The 22,432-nt window shown below is 64.5% G+C and carries 25 protein-coding genes; 14 read left to right on the forward strand and 11 right to left on the reverse strand.

The genetic code is table 11. From position 1 onward, the window contains the following. Nucleotides 1-58 precede the first annotated feature (58 nt). Nucleotides 59-1,405, forward strand: a complete 1,347-nt coding sequence (locus ABXS05_RS07195) for an MATE family efflux transporter (RefSeq protein ID WP_367623390.1) — start codon at nucleotides 59-61, stop codon at nucleotides 1,403-1,405. 11 nt (nucleotides 1,406-1,416) lie between these two features. Here the strand turns inward: ABXS05_RS07195 and ABXS05_RS07200 are convergent, their stop codons facing one another. Both ABXS05_RS07200 and ABXS05_RS07205 read right to left on the reverse strand, forming a co-directional pair. Beyond that, the gene (locus ABXS05_RS07200; protein ID WP_367623391.1) at nucleotides 1,417-2,361 is read right to left on the reverse strand and encodes an alpha/beta hydrolase fold domain-containing protein; all 945 of its coding nucleotides are present in this window, start codon (nucleotides 2,359-2,361) and stop codon (nucleotides 1,417-1,419) included. Between the two features lie 34 nt (nucleotides 2,362-2,395). Beyond that, entirely contained in the window at nucleotides 2,396-2,653 is a 258-nt protein-coding gene (locus ABXS05_RS07205; RefSeq protein ID WP_367623392.1) for a hypothetical protein, read from the reverse strand. A gap of 217 nt (nucleotides 2,654-2,870) precedes the next feature. On the opposite strand from ABXS05_RS07205, the gene ABXS05_RS07210 reads away from it, so the two are divergent. Both ABXS05_RS07210 and ABXS05_RS07215 read left to right on the forward strand, forming a co-directional pair. Continuing rightward, nucleotides 2,871-4,457, forward strand: a complete 1,587-nt coding sequence (locus ABXS05_RS07210) for a gamma-glutamyltransferase family protein (protein ID WP_437178632.1) — start codon at nucleotides 2,871-2,873, stop codon at nucleotides 4,455-4,457. A 125-nt stretch (nucleotides 4,458-4,582) separates the two neighbouring features. Then, nucleotides 4,583-5,287 (forward strand): DUF1045 domain-containing protein, encoded by a 705-nt coding sequence (locus ABXS05_RS07215; RefSeq protein WP_367623393.1) that lies wholly within the window; start codon nucleotides 4,583-4,585, stop codon nucleotides 5,285-5,287. Between the two features lie 24 nt (nucleotides 5,288-5,311). Here the strand turns inward: ABXS05_RS07215 and ABXS05_RS07220 are convergent, their stop codons facing one another. Then, complete coding sequence (locus ABXS05_RS07220) at nucleotides 5,312-5,686, reverse strand: winged helix-turn-helix transcriptional regulator (RefSeq protein WP_311942313.1); 375 nt, start codon at nucleotides 5,684-5,686, stop codon at nucleotides 5,312-5,314. 103 nt (nucleotides 5,687-5,789) lie between these two features. Here ABXS05_RS07220 and ABXS05_RS07225 point away from each other — a divergent pair, with 103 nt between their 5' ends. The 6 genes from ABXS05_RS07225 (at nucleotide 5,790) to ribB (ending at nucleotide 11,062) form a co-directional block, all read left to right on the forward strand. Next, nucleotides 5,790-6,803 carry a zinc-binding alcohol dehydrogenase family protein gene (locus tag ABXS05_RS07225; RefSeq protein WP_311942311.1) on the forward strand — a complete coding sequence of 338 codons (1,014 nt, stop codon included), beginning with the start codon at nucleotides 5,790-5,792 and terminating at the stop codon, nucleotides 6,801-6,803. Between the two features lie 318 nt (nucleotides 6,804-7,121). Next, a complete protein-coding gene (locus ABXS05_RS07230) occupies nucleotides 7,122-7,769 on the forward strand; it encodes a DUF1007 family protein (protein ID WP_311942309.1) in 648 nt (215 codons plus the stop codon). Beyond that, entirely contained in the window at nucleotides 7,766-8,746 is a 981-nt protein-coding gene (locus ABXS05_RS07235; RefSeq protein ID WP_367623394.1) for a nickel/cobalt transporter, read from the forward strand. Before ABXS05_RS07230 ends, ABXS05_RS07235 begins: the two co-directional genes overlap by 4 nt. A gap of 146 nt (nucleotides 8,747-8,892) precedes the next feature. Next, nucleotides 8,893-9,339, forward strand: coding sequence for a sigma factor-like helix-turn-helix DNA-binding protein (locus ABXS05_RS07240; RefSeq protein ID WP_311942305.1), 447 nt, complete (start codon nucleotides 8,893-8,895; stop codon nucleotides 9,337-9,339). Next, on the forward strand, nucleotides 9,336-9,686 hold the full coding sequence (locus tag ABXS05_RS07245; RefSeq protein ID WP_311942303.1) for an anti-sigma factor family protein: 351 nt from the start codon (nucleotides 9,336-9,338) through the stop codon (nucleotides 9,684-9,686). Before ABXS05_RS07240 ends, ABXS05_RS07245 begins: the two co-directional genes overlap by 4 nt. Before the next feature lie 80 nt (nucleotides 9,687-9,766). Continuing rightward, nucleotides 9,767-11,062: a 3,4-dihydroxy-2-butanone-4-phosphate synthase gene (gene ribB, locus ABXS05_RS07250; protein ID WP_311942301.1), complete on the forward strand. Its 1,296-nt coding sequence runs from the start codon at nucleotides 9,767-9,769 to the stop codon at nucleotides 11,060-11,062. A 15-nt stretch (nucleotides 11,063-11,077) separates the two neighbouring features. On the opposite strand, the gene ABXS05_RS07255 is transcribed toward ribB, so the two are convergent. Next, nucleotides 11,078-11,551: an Lrp/AsnC family transcriptional regulator gene (locus tag ABXS05_RS07255; protein ID WP_068284623.1), complete on the reverse strand. Its 474-nt coding sequence runs from the start codon at nucleotides 11,549-11,551 to the stop codon at nucleotides 11,078-11,080. A gap of 160 nt (nucleotides 11,552-11,711) precedes the next feature. On the opposite strand from ABXS05_RS07255, the gene ald reads away from it, so the two are divergent. Next, complete coding sequence (gene ald, locus ABXS05_RS07260; RefSeq protein ID WP_367623395.1) at nucleotides 11,712-12,830, forward strand: alanine dehydrogenase; 1,119 nt, start codon at nucleotides 11,712-11,714, stop codon at nucleotides 12,828-12,830. A gap of 64 nt (nucleotides 12,831-12,894) precedes the next feature. Here the strand turns inward: ald and ABXS05_RS07265 are convergent, their stop codons facing one another. After that, the gene (locus tag ABXS05_RS07265; RefSeq protein ID WP_311942297.1) at nucleotides 12,895-14,085 is read right to left on the reverse strand and encodes a sulfotransferase domain-containing protein; all 1,191 of its coding nucleotides are present in this window, start codon (nucleotides 14,083-14,085) and stop codon (nucleotides 12,895-12,897) included. Nucleotides 14,086-14,543: 458 nt separating this feature from the next. Then, nucleotides 14,544-15,515: an L-threonylcarbamoyladenylate synthase gene (locus tag ABXS05_RS07270; protein WP_367623396.1), complete on the reverse strand. Its 972-nt coding sequence runs from the start codon at nucleotides 15,513-15,515 to the stop codon at nucleotides 14,544-14,546. A 107-nt stretch (nucleotides 15,516-15,622) separates the two neighbouring features. On the opposite strand from ABXS05_RS07270, the gene ABXS05_RS07275 reads away from it, so the two are divergent. The 3 genes from ABXS05_RS07275 (at nucleotide 15,623) to ABXS05_RS07285 (ending at nucleotide 19,322) form a co-directional block, all read left to right on the forward strand. Beyond that, the gene (locus ABXS05_RS07275) at nucleotides 15,623-17,389 is read left to right on the forward strand and encodes an acyl-CoA dehydrogenase family protein (protein WP_367623397.1); all 1,767 of its coding nucleotides are present in this window, start codon (nucleotides 15,623-15,625) and stop codon (nucleotides 17,387-17,389) included. 12 nt (nucleotides 17,390-17,401) lie between these two features. Beyond that, nucleotides 17,402-18,265: an SDR family oxidoreductase gene (locus ABXS05_RS07280; RefSeq protein ID WP_311942287.1), complete on the forward strand. Its 864-nt coding sequence runs from the start codon at nucleotides 17,402-17,404 to the stop codon at nucleotides 18,263-18,265. A gap of 121 nt (nucleotides 18,266-18,386) precedes the next feature. Continuing rightward, nucleotides 18,387-19,322 (forward strand): histone deacetylase family protein, encoded by a 936-nt coding sequence (locus tag ABXS05_RS07285; protein WP_149251667.1) that lies wholly within the window; start codon nucleotides 18,387-18,389, stop codon nucleotides 19,320-19,322. Nucleotides 19,323-19,358: 36 nt separating this feature from the next. Here the strand turns inward: ABXS05_RS07285 and ABXS05_RS07290 are convergent, their stop codons facing one another. From ABXS05_RS07290 to ABXS05_RS07310, 5 genes are all read right to left on the reverse strand, one after another. Then, nucleotides 19,359-19,664 carry a hypothetical protein gene (locus ABXS05_RS07290; protein WP_367623398.1) on the reverse strand — a complete coding sequence of 102 codons (306 nt, stop codon included), beginning with the start codon at nucleotides 19,662-19,664 and terminating at the stop codon, nucleotides 19,359-19,361. A gap of 58 nt (nucleotides 19,665-19,722) precedes the next feature. Continuing rightward, nucleotides 19,723-20,361 carry a hypothetical protein gene (locus ABXS05_RS07295; protein WP_367623399.1) on the reverse strand — a complete coding sequence of 213 codons (639 nt, stop codon included), beginning with the start codon at nucleotides 20,359-20,361 and terminating at the stop codon, nucleotides 19,723-19,725. Between the two features lie 109 nt (nucleotides 20,362-20,470). Further along, nucleotides 20,471-20,731 (reverse strand): hypothetical protein, encoded by a 261-nt coding sequence (locus ABXS05_RS07300; protein WP_068284643.1) that lies wholly within the window; start codon nucleotides 20,729-20,731, stop codon nucleotides 20,471-20,473. Nucleotides 20,732-20,817: 86 nt separating this feature from the next. Beyond that, nucleotides 20,818-21,243, reverse strand: a complete 426-nt coding sequence (locus tag ABXS05_RS07305) for a TIGR02301 family protein (protein ID WP_311942275.1) — start codon at nucleotides 21,241-21,243, stop codon at nucleotides 20,818-20,820. After that, nucleotides 21,240-21,725 (reverse strand): NUDIX hydrolase, encoded by a 486-nt coding sequence (locus tag ABXS05_RS07310; protein WP_367623400.1) that lies wholly within the window; start codon nucleotides 21,723-21,725, stop codon nucleotides 21,240-21,242. Before ABXS05_RS07310 ends, ABXS05_RS07305 begins: the two co-directional genes overlap by 4 nt. On the opposite strand from ABXS05_RS07310, the gene ABXS05_RS07315 reads away from it, so the two are divergent. Continuing rightward, entirely contained in the window at nucleotides 21,724-22,353 is a 630-nt protein-coding gene (locus ABXS05_RS07315) for an SOS response-associated peptidase (protein ID WP_367623401.1), read from the forward strand. The two genes, ABXS05_RS07310 and ABXS05_RS07315, sit on opposite strands and share 2 nt — an antisense overlap. Nucleotides 22,354-22,432 lie beyond the last annotated feature (79 nt).

Consider the following 22,432-nt stretch of genomic DNA (forward strand, 5'->3'; position numbering starts at 1 on the left):
TCCCGCATGCACCTAGCGGTCCGCCGCCCGGATTGCATGCGCTTGCCCGGTATCCGCCATGTCATCGTCTCCCGCCTCCCGCCCCCTATGGCGCCTCTATCTCGGCATCCTCCTGCCCATGATGCTGACCAATGTCCTCCAGGCCGCCTCCGGCACGCTCGACGGCATCTGGATCGGCCAGTTGCTCGGCCTGCCGGCCATTGCCGCGGTATCGGCCTTTTTTCCGATCCTGTTCCTGGCGCTCTCGCTGGTGATCGGCCTGAGCAGCGGCGCCGCCGTGCTGATCGGCCAAGCCTGGGGGGCAGGCGATCGCCCGCGCGTTCGCCGTATCGCCGCCACCGCCATCGTGATGATGCTCGCCCTCAGCCTGCCGATCGCCCTGTTCGGCCACTTCGCCGTTCCCGGCCTGCTGCAGGCCCTCGGCACGCCCATGACGATCCTGCCGGCGGCCATCGACTATGCGCGCCTGATCACAGTGGGTTGCCCCGTGATCTTCCTGCTCTGGCTCGTCACCTCGATGAGCAGAGGCGTCGGCGATACCGTCTCGCCGCTCTTCGTGCTCCTCCTCGCAACCGCACTGTCTCTTGTCGCCACGCCAGCCTTGATCGAGGGCTGGGCGGGACTGCCTCGTCTCGGCATCGCGAGCGCCGCCGTCTCCACCATCGGCGCCTATGCGTTGTCGCTGCTCTGGCTTGCCTGGCACTGGCGCCGCCGCCGACATCCACTGGCGCCATCGCTGTCACCTGCCTTCGATGTTTCGTTCGTTCCGGCTATCCTGCGCATCGGCTTGCCGACCGCCGGCCAGATGATGAGCCTGGCAGTGGCGGAACTGGTGCTGCTTGGCCTGGTGAATCGGCACGGCATCGGCGCAACCGCCAGCTACGGCGCGATCAATCAGATCATGAGCTGGGTGCAGTTTCCGGTGATGTCGCTGGGCATCACGGCGACGGTCCTGGCTTCCCACAGCATCGGCGCGGGCAAGCCAGGCGCCATCGGGCCTATCCTGGCAACGGGGCTGCGTCTGAACCTGGTTACCACGGGCGCCTTCGTGGTGGCCGCCTATCTGCTTGCCCCGGTGGCCATCGGCCTGTTCATCACCGATTCCGCCACGGCTCTTGCCGCCGCAGGTCTGCTGCGCATCGTGCTGTGGAGCGTGGTGCTCGCCGGCTGGTCGGCGGTGCTGAGCGGGGTCATGCGGGCAGATGGTACGGTCCTGGTGCCGATGGTGCTGTTCATGGCCGCCATCGCCCTGGTCGAGGTACCGCTGGCCTGCCTGCTCGATGCAAAGCTCGGCCTGTCCGGTATCTGGATCGGCTATGCGGCCGGGTTCGCCGCGAATCTGCTGTTTCAGGCCTGTTACTACCGCCTCGTCTGGTCGAAGAGACCGGCGCGGCTCTTGACCTGAGCGGCCGGAAATCAGGCCGGATGGGTCACCTTGCCCTCCGGCCGGAAGCGCGCATTGAGCAGATCGCCGATCTGCCCCCGCGCGCGTACGGCCTCCGGCAGCGGCAGCAGCATCCAGGCATGCACCATGCCAGCCTGCTCGAGGAGGTCAATGGGCTGTCCCGCCGCCTCCAGACGCTGCACCAGCCTGTGGGCCTCGGGATTGAGGAGATCGGCCGTGCCGGTCATGACGGCGACCGGAGCCAGCCCCCGCATCTCGCCATAAAGCGGACTGATACCGGGATCGTCCAGCGGCAGGTCACCGGCATAAAGGCGCGCCGCCACACGTGCTGCCTCGGGCGTGATCACCGGGTCATGTGGCCTATGAGCCAGCGTCGCGGGATCCTCCATGGTGAGGTCGAGCCAGGGCGAGAGCAGGACGATCTGGCCCGGCTGGGGCCGACCGGCCGAGACCAGGGCCTGGGCCAGCGCGAGTGCCAACCCGCCTCCAGCCGAATCGCCCATCACCGCCATGCGCTCCGGGGCGATGCGGGCACACAGATCCGTGTAATGCGCCAGCACGCTCGCCAGCACGTCGCGAGGATCGTTTTCCGGAGCCAGAGGATAGAAGGGCACCGTGACACTGCAGCCGGTACGGCGGATCAGATCTTCGAGAAAACGCCAATGCAGGAAGCTGATCGCAAACGAATAGGCGCCGCCATGCAAGTAGAGCAGATGGAAGGGCGTCTGCCCGCCATCCCGTGGACCGAGGTGGAATACGCGGTCACCATGCGCCATGTCCTGCCGGATCTCGCAGAGATTGCGCAAACGGGCGGGAGGCAGTGCAGGACCGGTATGGCGGCTCAGGCGGATCAAGGCCTTCAGAACCGGCGGCCTCGCCCAATCCTTCACCCTCAGCAGGCGAAACAGGCCATGCAGCGAGCGCGCGGCGAGGCTGCCTTCGACGGCTTTCGCCATCCCGCCGCCGGATGGCGGTTCAGGGCCTTGCGCCTTAGGAGCTGGCGCCTTCACGCTTGAAAATCGGCTCGACCCGGCTGGCCTGCCTCAGGAAGACGAAAATGGCATAGAGGGCTATCAGGCCGAACACGCCTTGCAGGATGACCTCGACCGTGGGGCCGAGCTGGAAAAATCCCGCCAGCGCCCAGCCGGAAGCCCAGGCCGCACCGAGCAACTCGGTGCCGATCAGAACGGCAACCGAGCAAATGGTGATCAGGCTGGTCCAATTGATGGATTTGTCAGAGCTGGGCAAAGGCGGCTCCCTGGCGGCTTCCGTGAATGTCGTCCCATGCCTCTATACCATCGCGCCGCGCTTTGCTACGCCCCTTCTGGAACGAAGCACGCTGGAGCGAATTGGCACTCCTGCGCTAACGCCTTGTTTTCAGGCGCCTTTGGATTCCCGATGGATCTCGGGGTGCATGAGATGACAAATCGTCCATGTAAGCCTTCGCTTGGAAAGTCCCCTGCCCATGGAACCCCCCGTTTTCGGTCACGCTGCCGTCGCCACGCCCCATCATCCGGCCAGCGAAACCGGCCAGCGCATCCTGATCCAGGGCGGCAATGCCATCGAGGCGATGATCGCCATGGCGGCCACCATCGCCGTCACCTATCCGCATATGAACGGCATGGGTGGTGACGGTTTCTGGCTGGTGGCCGACAAAAGCCGCCGCGTCCGGGCGATCCAGGCCTGCGGCCCCGCCGGCAGCCGGGCCACCATCTCGGCCCTGCGCGATCTCGGCTATGACGAAGTGCCGTCTCGCGGCGTCCTCTCCAGCCTCACGGTTCCCGGCGCAATCGCCGGCTGGCAGATCGCCGCCGAGATGGCCAGGGCTTTCGGGGGACGGCTACCTGTGGCCCTATTGCTGGAAGACGCCATCCGCCATGCCCGCGACGGCATTACCGTCTCGGCCTCGCAGGCCCGCGTCGAAGCGGCAGAGATCGATGAACTCAAGGCCGTTTCGGGCTTCGCAGCCCATTTCATGCCATCAGGCGAAGCCCCCAAGGCCGGCGACCGCCTCCTGCAGCCGGCTCTCGCGGGTCTGCTGGAGCAACTCGCCCATGCCGGGCTCGACGATTTCTATCGTGGCGACGCGGCCCGCGAGATCGCCGCCGATCTCGACCGCGCCGGTGCCCTCGTCACGCGGGAGGATTTCCGACGCTATGAAGCACGGCTGCGCGAGCCGCTGAGCCTCGCCCTGCCGGGGGTCACGCTCTCTAGTTTGCCGCCGCCGACGCAGGGCCTGTCCACCCTGATCATCCTCGGCCTCGCCGAACGCCTCGGCCTCAAGCGAGCAGGCGGCTTCGAACACCTCCATGGCCTGATCGAGGCGGCCAAACGGGCCTCGGCCATCGCCGATCGCGAGATTGCCGATCCTGCCTCGATGAGCGCAGATCCGGGCGCCTTCCTCACCCCGGCCTTCCTGGAGCGCGAAGCCGCGGCGATCTCCATGGCGCGCGCTGCCCCCTCCTCCCCGCAGGGTGCCAAGGGCGACACCGTCTGGATGGGCGCGATCGACAAGGAAGGCCTTGCCGTCAGCTACATCCAATCGATCTATTGGGACTACGGTTCGGGCCTGGTCCTACCGAAGACCGGCCTGCTGATGCAGAATCGTGGCCTTGCCTTTTCGCTAGACGCCCGCTCGCCGCGCGCTTTGGCGCCCGGGCGCCTGCCCTTCCATACGCTTGCCCCGGCCATGGCCCTGTTTGCCGACGGACGGGTGATGCCTTTCGGAACCATGGGCGGCGATGCCCAGCCGCAGATCCTGGCGCAATTGTTCTCACGCTATCGCCTTGGCGAGGACCTTGCGACTGCCGTCGATGCCCCGCGTTTCGTCCTCGCTCGCGACGGGAAGACCAGGAAATCCGTGCTCCAGCTGGAAGACAGATTCGACGAAAGCCTCCTCAACGCGCTCGACCGCGCTGGTCATCCCATCGACATCGGCCAGCCCTATGCAGACAGCTTCGGCCATGCTGGCGCGCTCGTCCGTCACATCAGGGACGGACGCATCGAGGCGGTGCACGACCCGCGCGCCGATGGCGGGGCCCTCGGGCTCTAGCCCATCGAGCCGAGGGGGGATATCGGCCTTTTAATAAAAGGGCTTTCGAAACAACAAATTATGGCATCGATCTTACCTCCAGGATCAAGTTCGATGCTGCAGAGCAGGTTTATGGATGTTCGAGAATGACGACACGCTACGCGATCTATTATGTGCCCGCTGCAGATTCGGCGCTCTGGCGCTTCGGCAGCGAAGTCCTGGGCTACGATGCCTTTACCGGCCGGGACGTGCCGCAATGGCACCCTGCCCTCGCCTCGGCGTCCGCCTGGCATGAGATGACCGCCGATCCTCGGCTCTATGGCTTCCATGCCACCTTGAAGGCTCCCTTCTGTACGGCCGAGGGCGTGGACGAAGCGGCTCTTGCATCGGACTTCGTTGCCTTCGCCAAGACCCATCGGCCGGTCGATCTCGGCGCCTGGGTCATCCGCCCGATCCCCTCCTCGCGTGACGGCCGCGCCTTTCTCGCCATGGTGCCGGCAGAACCGCCGGCCGAGCTGGCCGTCCTCGAAGGCAGCATCGTCAGGCATTTCGACAGGCTGCGTGCGCCGCTCACGCCCTCCGAAATCGCGCGCCGCAACCCGGACCGCCTGAGCGAGCGCCAGCGTGGCTATCTCCATGCCCATGGCTACCCCCATGTGCTCGAAGAATTCCGCTTTCACATGACGCTGTCGGGCGCCATCGAGAATGCCTCGGCCATCGGCGAACGCCTGGACGCCCGAGCCCAGGAGCTCGAGGTCGCCCCGCATTTGCGCATCGACCGCCTCGGCCTGTTTCGCCAAGAGGATGGCGGGCGTTTCCAGGTGATCGACGTCGCCACGCTCCAGGGCTGACGGCGGCGGCTTTCCTGGGATGGATCAGGCCGCGTCTGCCTTTTCGGCGGCATGCGGCTTGCCGTACAAGCCGATATGGGCATCCCCCCAGGCCTTCAGCGCCAGCAGGACCGGCTCCATGCTGCGGCCGAGGGGGGAGAGGCTGTATTCCACTTTGGGCGGTACCTGCGCATAGACCTTGCGCTCGATCAGCGCGTCCTCCTCCAGTTCACGCAACTGGTTGGTCAGCATGCGCGGCGTGACATTGGCGATGTGGCGGCGGATCTCGCTGAAGCGCAGCGTGCCGGCGAGCAGATGGAACAGGATGATCGACTTCCACTTGCCGTCGATCAGGCCGATGGCCGCCTCGACCGAACAGCCCGGCGTGCAATCGAACCGCGAATGGCGCGCTTTGGCCATGACAGTATCCTTTTTGATACTATAGGCGTTTTTTGTGCATATTGACGATAACCAATCATAGGGACAAGTTCCGCCCATAGCAATCAGCGACGAGGAACGAGCCATGAAAGCAATCGGATACAGGACGGCGGGTGCCATCGACAGCACGACGGCGCTCGAGGACGTCGAGCTGCCCCGGCCCAAGGCAACCGGCCGCGACATCCTGGTCGAGGTCGCGGCTATCTCCGTCAACCCGGTTGATACCAAGGTGCGCCGCAGGGCTTCGCCCGAAGCAGGTGAGTGGAAGGTGCTGGGTTGGGACGCGGTCGGCAGGGTGGCCGAAATCGGCGAGGCGGTAACCGCCTTCAAGCCCGGCGACGAAGTGTTCTATGCCGGCTCGATCACCCGGCCCGGCGCCAACAGCCAATTCCATCTGGTCGACGAGCGCATCGTGGGCCACAAACCCCAAAGCCTCTCTAATGCCGAGGCTGCGGCCCTGCCGCTGACGGCCATCACGGCCTGGGAGATGCTGTTCGACCGGCTCGACATTCGCCGCCCCGTGCCCGGAGCAGCCAATGCCATCGTGATCGTCGGCGGCGCCGGCGGGGTCGGGTCGATTGCCATCCAGCTCGTCCGCGCGCTGACCGATGTGACGGTCATCGCCACTGCCTCGCGCCCGGAAACGCAGGACTGGGTACGCGAGTTGGGCGCCCATCACGTCATCGACCATAGCAAGCCGATCGCCGAACAGATTGCAGCGCTCGGAATCGGAGCACCCGCCTTCGTCTTTTCCACCACCGAGACCCACCGCCACCTCGACGAGATCGTCGAACTGATCGCCCCGCAGGGCCGGTTCGGGCTCATCGACGATCCCGAAGCCTTGAACATCATGGGCTTCAAGCGCAAGGCGGCCTCGATCCATTGGGAACTGATGTTCACCCGCCCGATCTTCCAGACGCCGGACATGGACGAGCAGGGCAAACTGCTGAACGAGGTCGCCGCACTGATCGACGGAGGCAGGATCCGCACCACGCTCAGCCAGGTGCTGCGTCCGATCAATGCCGAAAATTTGAAGCAGGCCCACGCCCTGATCGAAAGCGGGCGCGCCAAGGGCAAGATCGTGCTGGAGGGCTTCTGAGAAATGCGAGCGGCGCGCGGGCGCTGAGTTCCCGCGCCCGTGAAGAGTTCGGGACAACCCGGCCGCGTTGACAGGTTCCGAAGCCGGAAGCTGTTATCAAACAGCGCGCTCCCGGACCAAAGGCTGTGGCGTTTTGCGATTTGGTTGAATCACCAAGCATCGCAAAGACGCGTCGAACCAAAGAGTCAGAGCAAAAAAGCATTCACGCCTGAACGCGCTTTGCTCTAGGGAGCGCCATGCTTCCGCCCCACTCGGCGGGTTACAACCCTCCGAGTGGTGAATCGCTACAGCTCCCGCCCTCTGCAAACCGGATCGTTCATGCGTTCGCTTCTTCTCGCCACCGTGCTGCTCGGTTGTCTCATTGGACGGGCTGCGGCCCATCCGCATGTCTTCGTCAATTCGGCCAGCGAGATCGTCTACGACGACAAGGGGCGAGTAACCGGCGTCAAGCAGCACTGGACCTTCGACGAGGCCTTTTCTTCTTATGCCACGCAGGGGCTGCAGCAGAGCGCGAATGGTGGCTACACCCGCGAGGCTCTCGCTCCTCTGGCCCAGACCAATGTCGAGAACCTCAAGGATTTCGGCTACTTCACCTTTGCCAAGCTCGGCGGCAAGGAGCTTTTGTTCAAGGATCCGGTCGATCCTTACCTCGACTTTACCAACGGCGTCCTGACCCTGCATTTCTTCCTGCCCCTGTCCTCCCCGCAGACACAGGGGCAGAAGGCCTTGGCAATCCAGATCTACGACCCGACCTATTATGTCGCGTTCACCCTTGATGACGAGACCCCTGCCAAACTCGACGGTTCCCCACAGGGTTGCGCACTCAACGTCATCAGGCCCAAGCCGCCGAGCGAGGACCAGAAGGCCGCCGCCCTGCAGCTCGACGAGGCCTATTTCAGCGCACTGGACCAGAACAAGGATTTCGGTGCCAAATTCGCCAACAACATCCAGGTGAACTGCCCGTGATCGCGGGGACAGGCCGTTTTGCCAAGCGGGTCGCGCAGGCGGCACCAGCCGTCCTGGTCCTGCTTATGCTGATGGCCGGCGAAGCGCTGGCCCAGAAAAGCACGCCCTTTGGTATCAGCCGGCCCGAACAATCGATCACCGGTCCCGCCAGTCCCTTCCTGGCCTGGATCCTCACCGAGACGGCGCGCTACTACCAATTGCTCGTCGATGCCTTGAAGGAATCCAAGCAGAACGGCACGGCCAGCCTGGCGCTGATCACCCTCAGTTTCGGCTATGGCGTCTTCCACGCGGCCGGCCCCGGCCATGGCAAGGCGGTGATTTCCTCCTATCTGTTCGCCAATGACGAGGCGGTGAAGCGTGGCATCGCGCTGTCCGGCGCCTTCGCCCTGGTGCAAGCGCTGTCCGCCATCGCCATGGTGTCGGTGCTGGCCGCCATCCTCAACGTTACCGCCCAGACCATGGATGCCTCCACCCTGATGCTGGAGCGTCTCTCCAACTTCATGGTGATGGCGGTCGGCGCCTGGCTGTTCTGGCGCAAGGGTCGCGCGCTCTGGGGACTGATCGCCGCTCGTTTCGGCCTGCCCGGCGCCAGCATCCACGTCCATGACGCCAATTGCGGGCATCTCGCCTTGCCGACCGACAGCGACACCGCCAAGCGCAACAATATGCGAGCCATCCTGGCCGCCGGCCTCAGGCCCTGCACGGGTGCCATCATCGTGCTGGTGTTCGCCTGGCGGCAGGGAATCTACGGCTCGGGCATCATCGCGACCTTCGCCATGGGCCTGGGCACCGCCCTCACCATCGCCGTCATCGCCACCGTCGCGGTGATGGCCAAGAGCCTGGCCGTGCGCCTTGCCGCCCCGCAGAGCTTTGCCGCCGCCGTCACGGTGCGCACGCTCGAAATGGGCCTTGCCTTCATGGTCTTTGCGCTCGGGCTCATCCTGCTGGCCGGCGTGATAAATTTACCCTCTGCATAGGCTCCGTCATCGCCAAAATGCTTGGCCCCCAAAAAGCTGCGCAGTATGATGCGGCAAGGCGTGCCGAGAGGCGCGCCCAGCGCGAATTTCCGGCTCAATCCGCAGGGAGAAGCGGCCAGCCGGGGGGGCGGCCGGAGGATCGACCGATGGGCCAGCAGATAGAAGCCGTCGTCCAGCGCCTGAGGCGCTTTGCCCGGGCGCTCAGCCATGATTCCGATGGGGCGGATGCGCTGGTCCTGGAGATCCTGTCCGCGCATGAAGGCAAGCGTCTCGACTATCCCCGCCTGCTCACGGCGCTGATCGCCCGCCGCCGCGACCTCGACGACCGGGAAAACCAGCTCAAGGCACAGCGGCCGCCGATGAAGGCCGGCTGCTCCAGCCATCCCGACATCCTGCGCGCCTTCGACCGCCTGCCCCTGACCGATCGCGAGGTCCTGGCGCTGATCATCATCGAAGGCCTGGATTATGAGACGGCGGCGGCCGTGCTGGCGGTGCGCGAAGAAGCCTTCATCGCCCGCCTCACCCGGGCTCGCGAGGCCTTTTCGCGCCAGGTGGACGGCCAGCGCCATGCCGTGCTGCGGATCGTGAAATGACCGAACCGACCCGCATTCCCGACCGGATCTTCAACGCCCTGGTCGATGGCCGGCTCTCCGCGCGGGTCGAGCGCGAAACGCGCGAAGCGCTGGAAACCGATCCCCAGGGCAGCGAGCGTGCCGCCACCTGGCAGCGCCAGAGCGAAGCCTTGCATGCCGCCCTCGCCCCCATCGTGCGGGAGCCCCTGCCCCTTTCGATGATGCTGAAACTGCGTCACGACAAGCCGGTTGCCTGGCATCGTGACAGCACGCTTTGGACCTATGTCGGCATTTTCGCAGCCGGAGTCGCCGTCGGCCTGGCTCTCGACCTCGCCACGCCGACCTTGCGGGCCTTGATCGGGATCTGATAATATTGATTTTTCAGTAATACTGAAATTCATTCCACATTTCGGTTGAAATTAAAATTCTTCGTGCCTACCTTGGCACCATGAAACTCGACGCCTGGCTCAAACAGACCGCCACCCCCCGCAGTGCCTTCGCCAAGACGGTGGCGCTGTCGCCTGCGAGCATCACCGCCCTGTGCAATGACGAGACGGCGTGGATTTCCCGCGAGACCGCCGCGCGCATTGCCGAAGCAACCGGTGGCAGCGTCACTCCCAATGATTTTCTGGGCCTTGCCCCGGTTCGAGACACCCTCAAGGAGACTGTCGTGTCCCATCAGAAGATTCAGGCCGCCATCGAGGCCTTTGCCCGTGGCGAGATCGTGGTGGTGGTCGACGACGACGACCGCGAGAACGAAGGCGACCTGATCATCGCCGCGAGTCATCTCACCACCGAGAAGATGGCCTTCATCATCCGCCATTGCTGCGGCATCGTCTGCGCCCCCTTGACGCTGGAAGAGGCCAAGCGCCTGCGCCTCGATCCCATGGTGTCGCAGAACGACGCCCCGCTCGGCACGGCCTTCACCGTCACTGTCGACGTCAAGCACGGCCTGACCACCGGCATCTCGGCCGAACAGCGCGCCAACACGGTGCGGGCGCTCGCCAATCCCAATATGGGCGCCACGGATTTCGTGCGCCCCGGCCACATCTTCCCGCTGATCTCCAAGGAAGGCGGCGTGCTGATGCGCTCCGGCCACACCGAAGCAGCCACCGACCTGTGCAAGCTCGCCGGCCTGCCCCAGGTCGCCGCGATCTGCGAACTCGCCAATGATGACGGCACCGTCAAGCGTGGCCCCGAAGTCGCGGCCTTCGCCGAAACCCATGGCCTGCATGTGGTCTCGATCGCCGATCTCATCGCCTTCCGCCAGGCCCGCGAAAAGCTGGTCGAGCGGGTGGCGACCTTCACCGTGGAAAGCGAGATCGGACCGCTCACCGCCTACGCCTACACCACGCCCTATGACGAGGTGCAGCAACTCGCTTTCGTCTATGGCAAGATCGGGGACGGCGAGAACGTACCGACCCGCCTGCACCGCGCCGACGTGGTGACGGATGTGTTCGGCGGCGCCAAGACGCTCGGCAGCTCCCTCGCCAAGTTCAAGGAAGCAGGCCGGGGCGTGATCGTCTATCTGCGCGACGGAACTGCGGGCGTCCCCATGGTGACGCACGGCTCGGACCACGGCTCGGAAGCCGCGCGCAACGAGCAGTGGCGCGAGGTCGGGCTCGGCGCCCAGATCCTGCGCGACCTCGATGTCTCGTCGATCAAGCTGCTCTCGACCAAGCCGCGCACCTATATCGGCCTCTCGGGCTTCGGCATCGAGATCAAGGGCACGGAGACGGTCTGAAGACCGCCCCTCTCCTCACACCGGCAGCGCAGTCGTCTTCTTGACGCTGCGCAAAGCCAGTGTCGATTGCACGCGGACCACACCGGGAAGCTGGGTCAGGATCTCGGTGTGGATGCGCTCGAAATCAGCGGCATCGGCATAGGCGACCCGCACCATATAGTCGGCGGCACCGGCCAAGAGGCAGCATTCCGTCACTTCGGGATGGCGCTGGATCGCCGCCTCGAAGGCATCGAGCGCACCGCGTCCCTGCTGGTCCAGCGTGACGAGCACGAAGGCCACCCCCGGCAGGCCAGCTTCCTTCTCATCGAGCAGCATGACATAGCGCGAGATCAGTCCGCGCTCTTCAAGAAGCTTGACCCTTCTCAAGCAGGCGGAGGGCGACAAATTGACCTTCTCTGCCAAGTCGACATTGGTCAGGCGCCCATCGGCTTGCAACAGCCTGAGAATGGCACGGTCGCGGATATCGAGCGAGATCTCGGATCTTGGCATAAACAGCGATCATTGGATCAATTTGTCGCATACTATGCGACAGAACGCCCTGAACACCAGACTTTTCCGCGAGAAATTGCGCGATTTCCGCGCCAACATGCCTTTCTAGCCTAAAGCCCGACGACAAGGGCTGGCTTCATCACCATACAAGGCGAAAACAATGCTGATCGGCGTCCCCAAGGAAATCAAGGACAATGAATTTCGCGTCGGCCTGATCCCATCTTCCGTTGCGGAACTGGTGCATCACGGGCACAAGGTCTGGGTGGAAACCAATGCCGGCGTCGGCGCCGGCCTCTCGGATGCCGATTATATCGGCGCCGGTGCCGAGATCGTCGACAACCCCGACATCCTCTTCGCCAAGGCGGAGATGATCGTCAAGGTGAAGGAACCGCTGGCGGTCGAGCGCCGGAAGCTGCGCCAGGGCCAGATCCTGTTCACCTATCTCCACCTGGCACCCGATGCGGAGCAGACGCATGACCTCGTCGCCTCCGGCGCCGTCTGCATTGCCTATGAGACCGTGACCTCGGCCACCGGCGCCCTGCCCCTGCTGACGCCGATGTCGGAAGTCGCCGGTCGCCTGGCACCGCAGGTCGGCGCCCACAGCCTGGAGAAAGCCCAGGGCGGGCGCGGCATCCTGCTGGGCGGTGTTCCCGGCGTTCCGGCAGCCGAGGTCGCCATTCTCGGCGGCGGCGTCTCGGGCACGCATGCGGCGACGATTGCCGTCGGCATGGGGGCGAAAGTCACCGTGGTCGACCGCTCGGCCGAGGCTCTCAAGCGGCTTGCCGCCCAGTTCGGCACGTCGATCTCCACCGTGTTCTCGACCCGCTCGGCCATCGAGGAACTGGTGAAGCGGGCGGACCTCCTGATCGGCACGGTACTGGTTCCCGGCGCGGCGGCTCCCAAGCTCGTCAGCCGCGACATGGTGCGCAGCATGAAGCCTGGCGCAGTGATCGTCGACGTGGCGATCGACCAGGGTGGCTGCATCGAGACCTCGAAGGCAACCACCCATTCAAACCCGACCTATGTGGTGGATGGCGTAGTGCATTACTGCGTCGCCAACATGCCGGGCGCGGTGGCGCGCACCTCAACCTTCGCGCTCAACAACGTCACCCTGCCCTTCGCAGTGGCGTTGGCCGACAAGGGCTGGAAGCAGGCGCTGCGCGACGACGCGCATCTGCGCAACGGCCTCAACGTCGTGGATGGCAAGATCACCTGCCACCCGGTCGCGGAAGCGCATAATCTGGCTTATGTCAGCGCAGAAAGCCTTCTGCAGGCCTGACCGTGACGGCGACCGGGGGCATCGGCAGGGATGCCCCCCCGGGCGCGACCTTCCCGGGCCAAGATCAGTGCGATGACACCGAGGCTGCAGCATCGGTTGCCCTGAATGGCACCGGAACCGGCCTGACCTTGGTCCTCGTCAAGAGCTTGGCAGCGACGAAAACACAGGCGGCCGGCACGATGAGATCATCGATGCGCCCGCCCATCAGCGAATTCGGAATCAGATTGTACAGGAAAGCGTAATAAAGACCGGCGATGGCCAGCAATCCCGCCGCTATGAGCGGGTTTCGTCTTTTGCCCAGCAGCCTCATCTTGCGCCTGAAATAGCGCCTCGCCCGCATCGCAAAGGAAGGACGGAGTGTCGCCCCGGCGGCAGCCGGAAGCGGCGACGGCGCGGCAACCTGGTCGGTCCCCGCGGCAAGGATACGCGCAGCCTGTGTCTTCATCATCTGGACATAGGGGTCATCCTGAATTTCAGGATAGGCCGCCATCATGTCCATGATCATCATGACCGTCTCCGGCTTGAGGTCCATGCCGCGACCGGCCTTGCCGACATTGATGCGGCTGCCCTTGGATTTCGCAGCCTCCAGGCCGGCGGCAATTTGCGCCGTAGTTGCCGGGATACCGGCAAACGTCAGCATCTCGCCTATCGCCTTGTCCGGATCGGCAATGAAATCCTCATACATGAAGATCCGCGCGGCCTTCGAGCTGCGCCACCCCATGTAGAAATTGATATACCAGGGCATCGCCAGCATGGCGATCATGTGCTCGAGCTCGGCTCGGTCCCGGCTCAAATGCTGCTTGTCGAGATAGAAGAAGGGATTGACCGGGCTCTCGCGATGCACATGGTCCCGGATGCTGACTACGACATCGAAAAGGCTGCGGATCAGGACGATGATGGAGACATCGTAGTCGCTGCACAGCTCCTCGGTCCAGGTGCTATGCTTGATATGGTGCTGCGCGACATAGTCGAGCTTGGCGTTTTGGGCCAGGCAGATTTCACAAAGTTCCTGCTCGCGGCGTCCGTAACTTGGAATCAAATTGATTGAATTAAGGTTCACCGCGTTTGCTATGGCACTGCTTATGAATGTCGAAGCCGATTTCGGCATGCAGGCCACAAGAACATGGTGCGACATCGCGTCTCCTTCGCTCGAACAATTGATCTCCATGATCGGGTAATTGTCTTTGCTACTCAGCGCCCCCCAGCAACTACCCAGCGTCATACCACAGGAAACATACTTTCCCGGCTGGTTCAACCTACGGTTAGTCTCTGTTTTTCCACTGAGGCCAGCATTCGGCAGACGGGCGATAAGAGAACGCCGGCTCTCGTCCAAAGTTCCAGGCTTGGCAAACCATTCAACGGTTACGCGTCTTACTGACCGCCCCCGACAAAACCGCAATATCTATCATTCTGGAATCATTACAAAAATGAACTCGGATGGATCACGTCGGGCCAAAAGCCACGAAGGTCGAACCAAGATGTGGGGATATGCTGAATTCGCTGTCAGCGCCTGACACCAACTGCCTAACCCGCACTTATCCGATCAACAAAAATTTATTCCTCGAGGACTGCACCCTTCACCTGCGGCGGCCAGGAAGCAAGACCGCGAAGGACGGAGCCACTTAATCGGCGACATGACACGGTGTCACGACACCTCCATCCCGGTGACGTCAGCACCACCCGTTCAGCCGGGCGAGTCGCCGGCCAGTTGCCCTATCGTTCGGCGGCAGCGCGAGCGAGCCTGTCGCGTATGGCTTCTCCCAGTCCGTCGCCGGGAATGGGAGCGACGGCTATGGCATGAATGTCGGCCCGGTCGAGCAGGCGCAGCATGCCGAACAGATTGGCGGCGGCCTCGGTCAGATCGCCGCTAGGACTGAGATTGGCAGCGATGCGAGCCCGCCCATCCCCACCCGGGCCAAAGCCGAGCCAAGCCTCGTCCGGTCCGGCTTCCTCGGCATCGAGCCTGACATGGGCCCGAGGCGCATAGTGGGACGCCAGCATGCCAGGCGCCACCGGCTCGTCGCCGGCGCCCTCCGGCCCCTCGGCGAGCGCAAAGCCGAGCACGTCCTCGATCATGTCCCGCGACAGGCCGCCGGGACGCAGCATCGCCACGCGATCGCCGAGGCACGACAGGATGGTCGATTCGACACCGACCTGGGTGGCGCCGCCATCCACGATGGCATCGATGCGGCCATCGAGATCGGCCGCGACATGGGCGGCCGTGGTGGCGCTGACATGGCCGGAGCGATTGGCCGAGGGTGCGGCGACGGGGCGGCCGACCGCCTCGAGCACGGCATGGGCCACGGGGTGGTCGGGCACGCGCAAAGCGACGCTGTCGAGCCCAGCGGTCGCGATCTCGCTGACCGTGCAGCTCGGCGCCTTCGGCACCACCAGAGTCAATGGTCCCGGCCAGAACGCCAGCGCCAGGCGCTCGGCCGCCGGCGAGAAGACGCCCTGGCCACGGGCGAGCTCGAAAGAAGCGAGATGGGCGATCAACGGATTGAAGCGCGGACGGCCCTTGGCCTCGTAGATGCCTGCGACCGCCCGGCCATTGGTGGCATCGGCGCCCAGGCCATAGACCGTTTCGGTGGGAAAGGAGACCAGCCCCCCCTCCACCAGGATGCGTCCCGCCGTCGCCAGGGAAGATGGGTCCGCCCCGAGATGCAGAGTGTTTCGATGTGTCATCCGGGCTCGCCGTCCGCTCTTTTGTTGATCGATGCGTGATGCGCCATTGCCCGTAGCCACGCATTCCGTCAAGGTCGAAGGCGCGCAATGGAGTTCAAGAACCAACAATGACCTATCAAGCGCCTGTCGCCGACATTGCCTTCTCGCTTCGTCACGTCGCCGATGTCGATGCGCTGCAGAGCGAGGGGCTGTTCCCCGAGGCAACACCGGATCTCGTCGACACCATCCTGGAGGAAGCCGGCCATTTCGCGACCGATCGCATTGCTCCGCTCAATCGCGAGGGCGACCGGGTCGGCGCCCGGCTCGAGCAGCAGGGCGTGGTGACCGCTCCCGGTTGGCGCGAGGCCTATGCCGACTGGAGCGGCGGCGGCTGGAACGGCCTGGCGGGGCCGGTCGAATTCGGGGGCCAGGGCCTGCCCCTGCTGCTCAATGCCGCCTGCCTGGAAATGTGGAACTCGGCCTCGATGGCCTTCGGCATCGGGCCTGTGCTCACCATGGGCGCGGTCGAGGCGCTCGCCGCCCATGCCACGCCGGATCTTCGCGAGACCTATCTCGCCAAGCTGGTCAGCGGCGAGTGGACGGGCACGATGAACCTGACCGAGCCGCAGGCCGGCTCCGACCTCGCCGCCCTGCGCAGCCGAGCCGAACGGCGGGACGACGGCAGCTACCGCATCTTCGGGCAGAAGATCTTCATCACCTATGGCGACCACGACCTGACGCCCAACATCGTGCATCTGGTACTTGCCCGCCTTCCCGACGCGCCGGCGGGCACGCGCGGCATCTCGTTGTTCCTGGTGCCGAAATATCTGCCCGATGCCGAGGGCAATCCGGGCCGGCGCAACGATGCCTTCTGCTCCGGCCTCGAGCACAAGCTCGGCATCCATGGCTCGCCGACCTGCGTGATGGTGTTCGGCGACGAGGGCGGCGCCATCGGCTATTTGGTCGGCGAGGAGCATAAGGGCCTGGCCTGCATGTTCACCATGATGAACAATGCCCGCCTCGCCGTCGGTCTGCAGGGGGTCGCCATTGCCGAGCGGGCCTATCAGCAGGCGCTCGCCTATGCGCGCGAGCGCCGCCAGGGCAAGAGCCCGCTCTGGCAGAATGGCGGCATGAGCCCGATCATCGAACATCCCGATATAAGGCGCATGCTGCTGGAGATGCGGGCGAAGACCGTGGCAGCCCGCGGCATCTCCTACCTTCTCGCCGCGGCAATCGATCGCTCCCATCACGAGACCGATGTCGACAGGCGTAGACAAGCTGCCAACCGCGCGGCCCTGCTCACCCCTGTGGCCAAGGCTTTCTCCACCGATATCGGCAACGAAGTCGCCTCGCTCGGCGTCCAGATCCATGGCGGCATGGGTTATATTGAGGAAACCGGCGCCGCCCAGCATTTCCGCGATGCCCGCATCGCCGCGATCTATGAGGGCACCAACGGCATCCAGGCGATCGACCTCGTCACCCGCAAGCTACCGCTCGAAGGCGGGGACGTTGTCAGGGCGTTCATCGCCGAACTACGGGAAACCATCGCGGCCGCCGCGGCCAGCGAGCGCTTCGCCGCGCTCGCACCCTCGTTAGGGCGCTCCGTCGATGCCCTGAAGCGCGCCACGGCCTATATGCTGGCGCCCCGCGAGCGGCCCGAAGACGTCCTGGCCGGCGCCACGCCCTATCTGCGCGTCTTCGCCATCGCCGCCGGCGGCGCCGTGGTGGTGAAGGAAGCGCTGGCCGCCGCCGCCATCGATCCCCACGAGCCCGCCAACCGCCTGCGCATCGACACCGCACATTTCTATGCCACGCAGATTTCGCCGCAGGCCGAGGGGCTCGCAGAAAGCGCGGTTAGCGGCTACGTTGCCGCCGGACTCGAAACCGTTCTCTGACAGGACTCCTGAATGTCGCTTGCCAACAAAACCCTGTTCATCACTGGCGCCTCGCGTGGCATCGGGCTCGCCATCGCCTTGAAGGCAGCCAGGGATGGCGCCAACATCGCCATTGCGGCCAAGACCGAAACCCCCCACCCCAAGCTCGAAGGCACCATCTATACGGCCGCCGAAGAGATCGAAAAGGCGGGCGGCAAGGCCCTGCCGCTGGTGGTGGACGTGCGTGACGAGGACAGTGTCAAGGACGCCTTCGCCAAGACGGCGGCGCAGTTCGGCGGCATCGACATCGTGGTCAACAACGCCTCGGCCATCCAGATGACCAAGGCCGCCGATACCGACATGAAGCGCTACGATCTGATGAACCAGATCAACGCGCGGGGCACCTTCCTGGTCTCGAAGACCGCCCTGCCCTATCTCGAAAAGGCCGAGCAGCCGCATATCCTGATGCTGTCACCGCCTCTCGACATGAAGGAGAAGTGGTTCGCGCCCCATACCGCCTATTCCATCGCCAAATACGGCATGAGCCTGGTGGTGCTCGGCCTTGCCGGCGAGACGCGCGGGCGTATCGGCGTCAACGCCTTGTGGCCCCGCACGACCATCGCCACTGCCGCGATCAAGAACATCCTCGGCGGCGACGCCCTGATGCGCCGCTCGCGCAAGCCAGACATCCTGGCTGACGCCGCCTATCGCATCTTCCACAAGCCAGTCAGCTTCACCGGCAACTTCCTGATCGACGACACCTTTCTCTATGGCGAGGGCGTCACCGATTTCGAAGCCTATCGCGCGGTCCCGGGCGAAACCCTGGCGCCCGACTTCTTCGTGCCCGACGATTCCGTACCGCCCCCCGGCGTGGTAATCGGGGAGGCCATGCACTAGAGCAAAGCGCGTTTAGACGGAAACGCCTGTTTGCTCTAGTCCTTCATTTCGACGCGTCCTTGTGGTTCTTGCCGATGTCGGCACATCGCAGGACGCCATAGGTCGCAGGGAGATATCCGGCATGACGACGCTGTTGGTCACGCACCCGGCCTATGCCCGCCACGAGACGCCGCGAGGGCATCCCGAGCGGGTCGACCGCATCCTGGCGGTGGAAGCCGTGCTGGCTACTCCCCTGTTTGACGGGCTGGAGCGCGTCCAAGCGCCGGAGGCCTCGATCGACATGATCGAGGCCTGCCATCCGCGCGCCTATGTCGAAACCTTGCAGCGCCTGAGCCCGCATGACGATGAGGGCTTGGCGCAGCTCGACGGCGACACCTCGATGTCGTCGGGCAGCTTCGAGGCAGCGCTGCGCGGCGCCGGCGGTGCGACGCTGGCGGTCGACCATGTCATGACCGGCAAGGCCAAGAACGCCTTCAGCGCCTCGCGCCCGCCCGGCCACCATGCCGAGCCGCAACGGGCAATGGGCTTTTGCCTCTTCAACAATGTCGCCATCGCCGCCCGCCACGCCCAGAAGGCGCATGACGCCGAGCGAGTGGCGATCGTGGATTTCGACGTGCATCACGGCAACGGCACCCAGGCGATCTTCTGGAACGACCCCAGCGTGCTTTATGCCTCCACCCACCAGATGCCGCTCTATCCGGGCACGGGCGCGCCCAGCGAAACCGGCGAGGCCGGCACCATCGTCAATGCCCCGCTCAGGCCCGGCCAGGGCGGCAGCGAATTCCGCGAGGCCATGCAGAACGTAATCCTGCCGCGCCTGCAGGACTTCGCGCCGGATCTCATCCTGATTTCAGCCGGTTTCGATGCCCATGAGCGCGATCCGCTTGGCGGGCTCAATTTCGTCGAGGAGGATTATGCCTGGGCGACCTCGGTGCTGATCGATCTCGCAGCCAGGACCGCAGGCGGGCGCATCGTCTCCGTGCTCGAAGGCGGCTATGATCTGACCGCCCTCGCCCGCTCCAGCGCCGTGCATGTCGCCACCTTGATGCAGGCGTAGTGCAAGGAACGAAATCGGCGGAGCATCATCGCCAAGCTAATAGTTCAAGATCTTTAGATAGATCAAAGGACGACCTGCTCGAACAAGGGCAATGCCTCTATGGCCCAAAAGCGGGCCAAGGACGATGCTGCGGCACAGCCAAAGACTGTCACCGTCCCTCATTTCATCAAAGATCGGCGAAAGCATTTGCTTGATCTGCGCCTCATCGCCAATACGTCGCCTAAGATCGTCCTGCTCTTGAAGGCCGAAGCTGTGAATCATCCACTGCTGAAAATCGCGCAGCGTCGTTTCGCGTTCCAGCTCCACCTCATCCGAATCATACCGCGCCGTCAGGCCGGTCATGCCTCGATATCCTATTTTCTCAGTGCGCCTGCCATAGAGCGAGCGACAACCGACGCGATTAATCCCCGTCCTCGAAGAACTGCCACTTGCCCTGCGGGCTGATGCCGAGGCGATAGAAGGAATAGACGCCCTTGTCCTGCATGTCCTGGAAATCGCCGGCCGTGATCAGGCGAAACAGCTCGACCATCTGCGGGCCGGTCAGCTTATTGAGGGGATAGCGCGCGAAATAGGGCCAGACATAGGCCTCCTGCGGCGTGCCGACATCGACATGGACATAGCCCGCCTCGAGCACGTCATCCATGATGGCGAGGATCTCCCGGCCCTTCGGATCACCGGCCAGAAGCTTCAGCGTCGCGATCGGATCGTCGCTCTCGCCACCGGGCAGATCCGGATTGCCGCCATTGGCGGCAAAGATCGGGCGCAGTGATTCAAGTTCGCCCGTCTTGATCGCCGTCAGCAGTTTCTGCCGCAGTTCCCTCACCGGTGCCGGCAGGTCGGAGTCACCATAGAAGACCTGGGGCGTGGCCTGGGAGGCTGCGCTGTCGTCATTTGCGGGCGTGGTGACCGTCACCGTGGGGGTCTGGGTGCTGACGGGCGGTGACGAGCCCGGCGCATTCTTGGTCGTATCGTTGGCCGCCTGCGACGGCACGGCGCCGAACAGGGTGGCTGCGAGAGCGGCAAGGGTTATCAGGCGCATGGGCGGCATCAATCCGGGATCAGGCGAATCACGGTATTCGCTCGGCGCCAGCCTAGCCACAGCCGCGTCCGAATGCGAGCCTTCCCGGACGCCTGCCGTCCGTCACATTCTATTGATGGGTTCCCTTGACCGTGAACTCGCCATTGCGCACCCGCTCGGGCAGGCGCTCGGCAAAGCGGGCGACGGGTTCCTCGCCATAGGTCGCGACCAATTCCTTGAAGGCCGCAAAAAGAGCCGCATTGGCCACGCAATCGCCGTCGATGCCATCAAGAATGGCCTCTTCCCAGGCCTGCAGCAGATAGTCGAGCGCTGCCCGCCGGGCATCGTCTGCGGCGAATTGCTGTTTCAGATGGGTAACGCGATCATACATGACAAAATCCTGCCGCAGCGATGGCTGCGGGCGAACCGGACCATAGCATGCTGGTGTCCCAGGAATAGACACTTCCAAATTAATCGTTAACGGCCGTAACGCGCTTCCAGTGCCTTGATGATGCTGCCGCTCTCATCGAGATAGAGACGGATCACCGTCCCGGCAGCTTCGTTGCAGCTGCGATAGCTCTCGCTGAAACTGCGATAGCCGCGATTGAAGGCACCGGCGAAGCGTGCCTTGGCGGCCTCGTCGAAGCCCTGTGCCTCGGCCAGCGCGTTCATCTTGTCCCGCCAGGCCGGCGCATCCGCAAAGCCGCACAGGCCGCGCAGGTAGTGCAAGGCTCCCATCAGTTCGGCGAGCCGCAGCAATTGCGGCTCATAGGGGGCGATCTGCGGAGCCGTTGGCGCCGGCGGTGGCTGCACCGGCTTGGGCGGCGGCGTCTGAGCGTAGGCCGCTGCCACGATCGTTCCGAATGCCAGCAAGGCGGCTGGCAGGACCTGGCGGCCGCTCACAGCATCCTCCTGGCAGCGGCAACGATATCAGCCAGTCCGTCGGTCAGCGGCAGGCCGTCGAGGGTGACGGCATCGGCCCAGCGAAAGCTCAAGGTTTCCTCGCTGAGCCGCGGCTCCCCCTGCTCCGAACGCCCCGCGAAGACCGCCACCACGAAATGGCGTTGCACGATCCCCGCTTCATCACGGGCGATCACCTCGTGATGGCGGACGAAGCCGGCGATCTCGATCTCCAGCCCGGTCTCCTCATGGACTTCCCGCCTTACCGCCGCTTCCAGGTTTTCACCCAGTTCCACCACACCACCCGGCAGCGAGAACAAACCCTGGCCCGGTGCTCGCGCCCGCTCGCCCAACAGCACCCTGCCATCGCGGAAGAGAGCGATGCTGGCTGCAAGAATCGGTCTGGCGGGATAGGATCGCGGCGCTTCCGTCATGGCGCCACTATTGGCGGCGGCGCCCTGCCCCGCAACCCCTTTCGAGGTCATGACCGGCCGTTTTGCGCTCACCCATTCGCCACGAGAGGTTCGGGACTGGTTCGGCTATGTCGAGGAGCCGGATTTCCCGCCGCGTACCAATATCGCACCGAGCCAGCCTGTTGCCGTCGTGCATGCCGACTTCTCGGCCCGGCACTTCACTCTCATGCGATGGGGCTTCATCCCGGCCTTCATCAAGGACACGGCCGGCTATCCGCTGCTGATCAACATCCGCTCGGAGACGGTGCAGGAGAAGCCTTCCTTCCGCAACGCCTTTGCGCGGCGGCGGTGCCTGATACCGGCGGACGGTTTCTACCAATGGCAAAAGCAGGGGCGCACGAAACGGCCCTATTTGCTGCGCCGGCCCGGCGGCGGCCTCATGGCCCTGGCCGCCATCTGGGAGACCTGGTCGGGTCATGACGGCAGCGAGATCGACACGGTCGGTCTTCTCACCACCGATGCCAGCGGCCCGCTGGCGGCGCTCGGCGACCGCAGCCCGGTGCTGATCGAGGCCGACGCCATGGCCTTCTGGCTCGATCCGCTGACCAAGCCTGGAGAAGCAGCCGCCCTGCTGCGGCCGCCGGCCGCCGATAGGCTCGAACTGGCGCCGGATGCACCGGATCTGAGGCACGGTCTTTGACCGCTCGCCATGCCGAAGCCGAATATGGCGCGTGTTCAAATTCTTAGCGAAATCTTGTGAGAGAGGGCGTTTTCCTGTT

The sequence above is a fragment of the Labrys neptuniae genome (assembly GCF_040797145.1).
Classification (GTDB): Bacteria; Pseudomonadota; Alphaproteobacteria; order Rhizobiales; family Labraceae; genus Labrys; species Labrys neptuniae.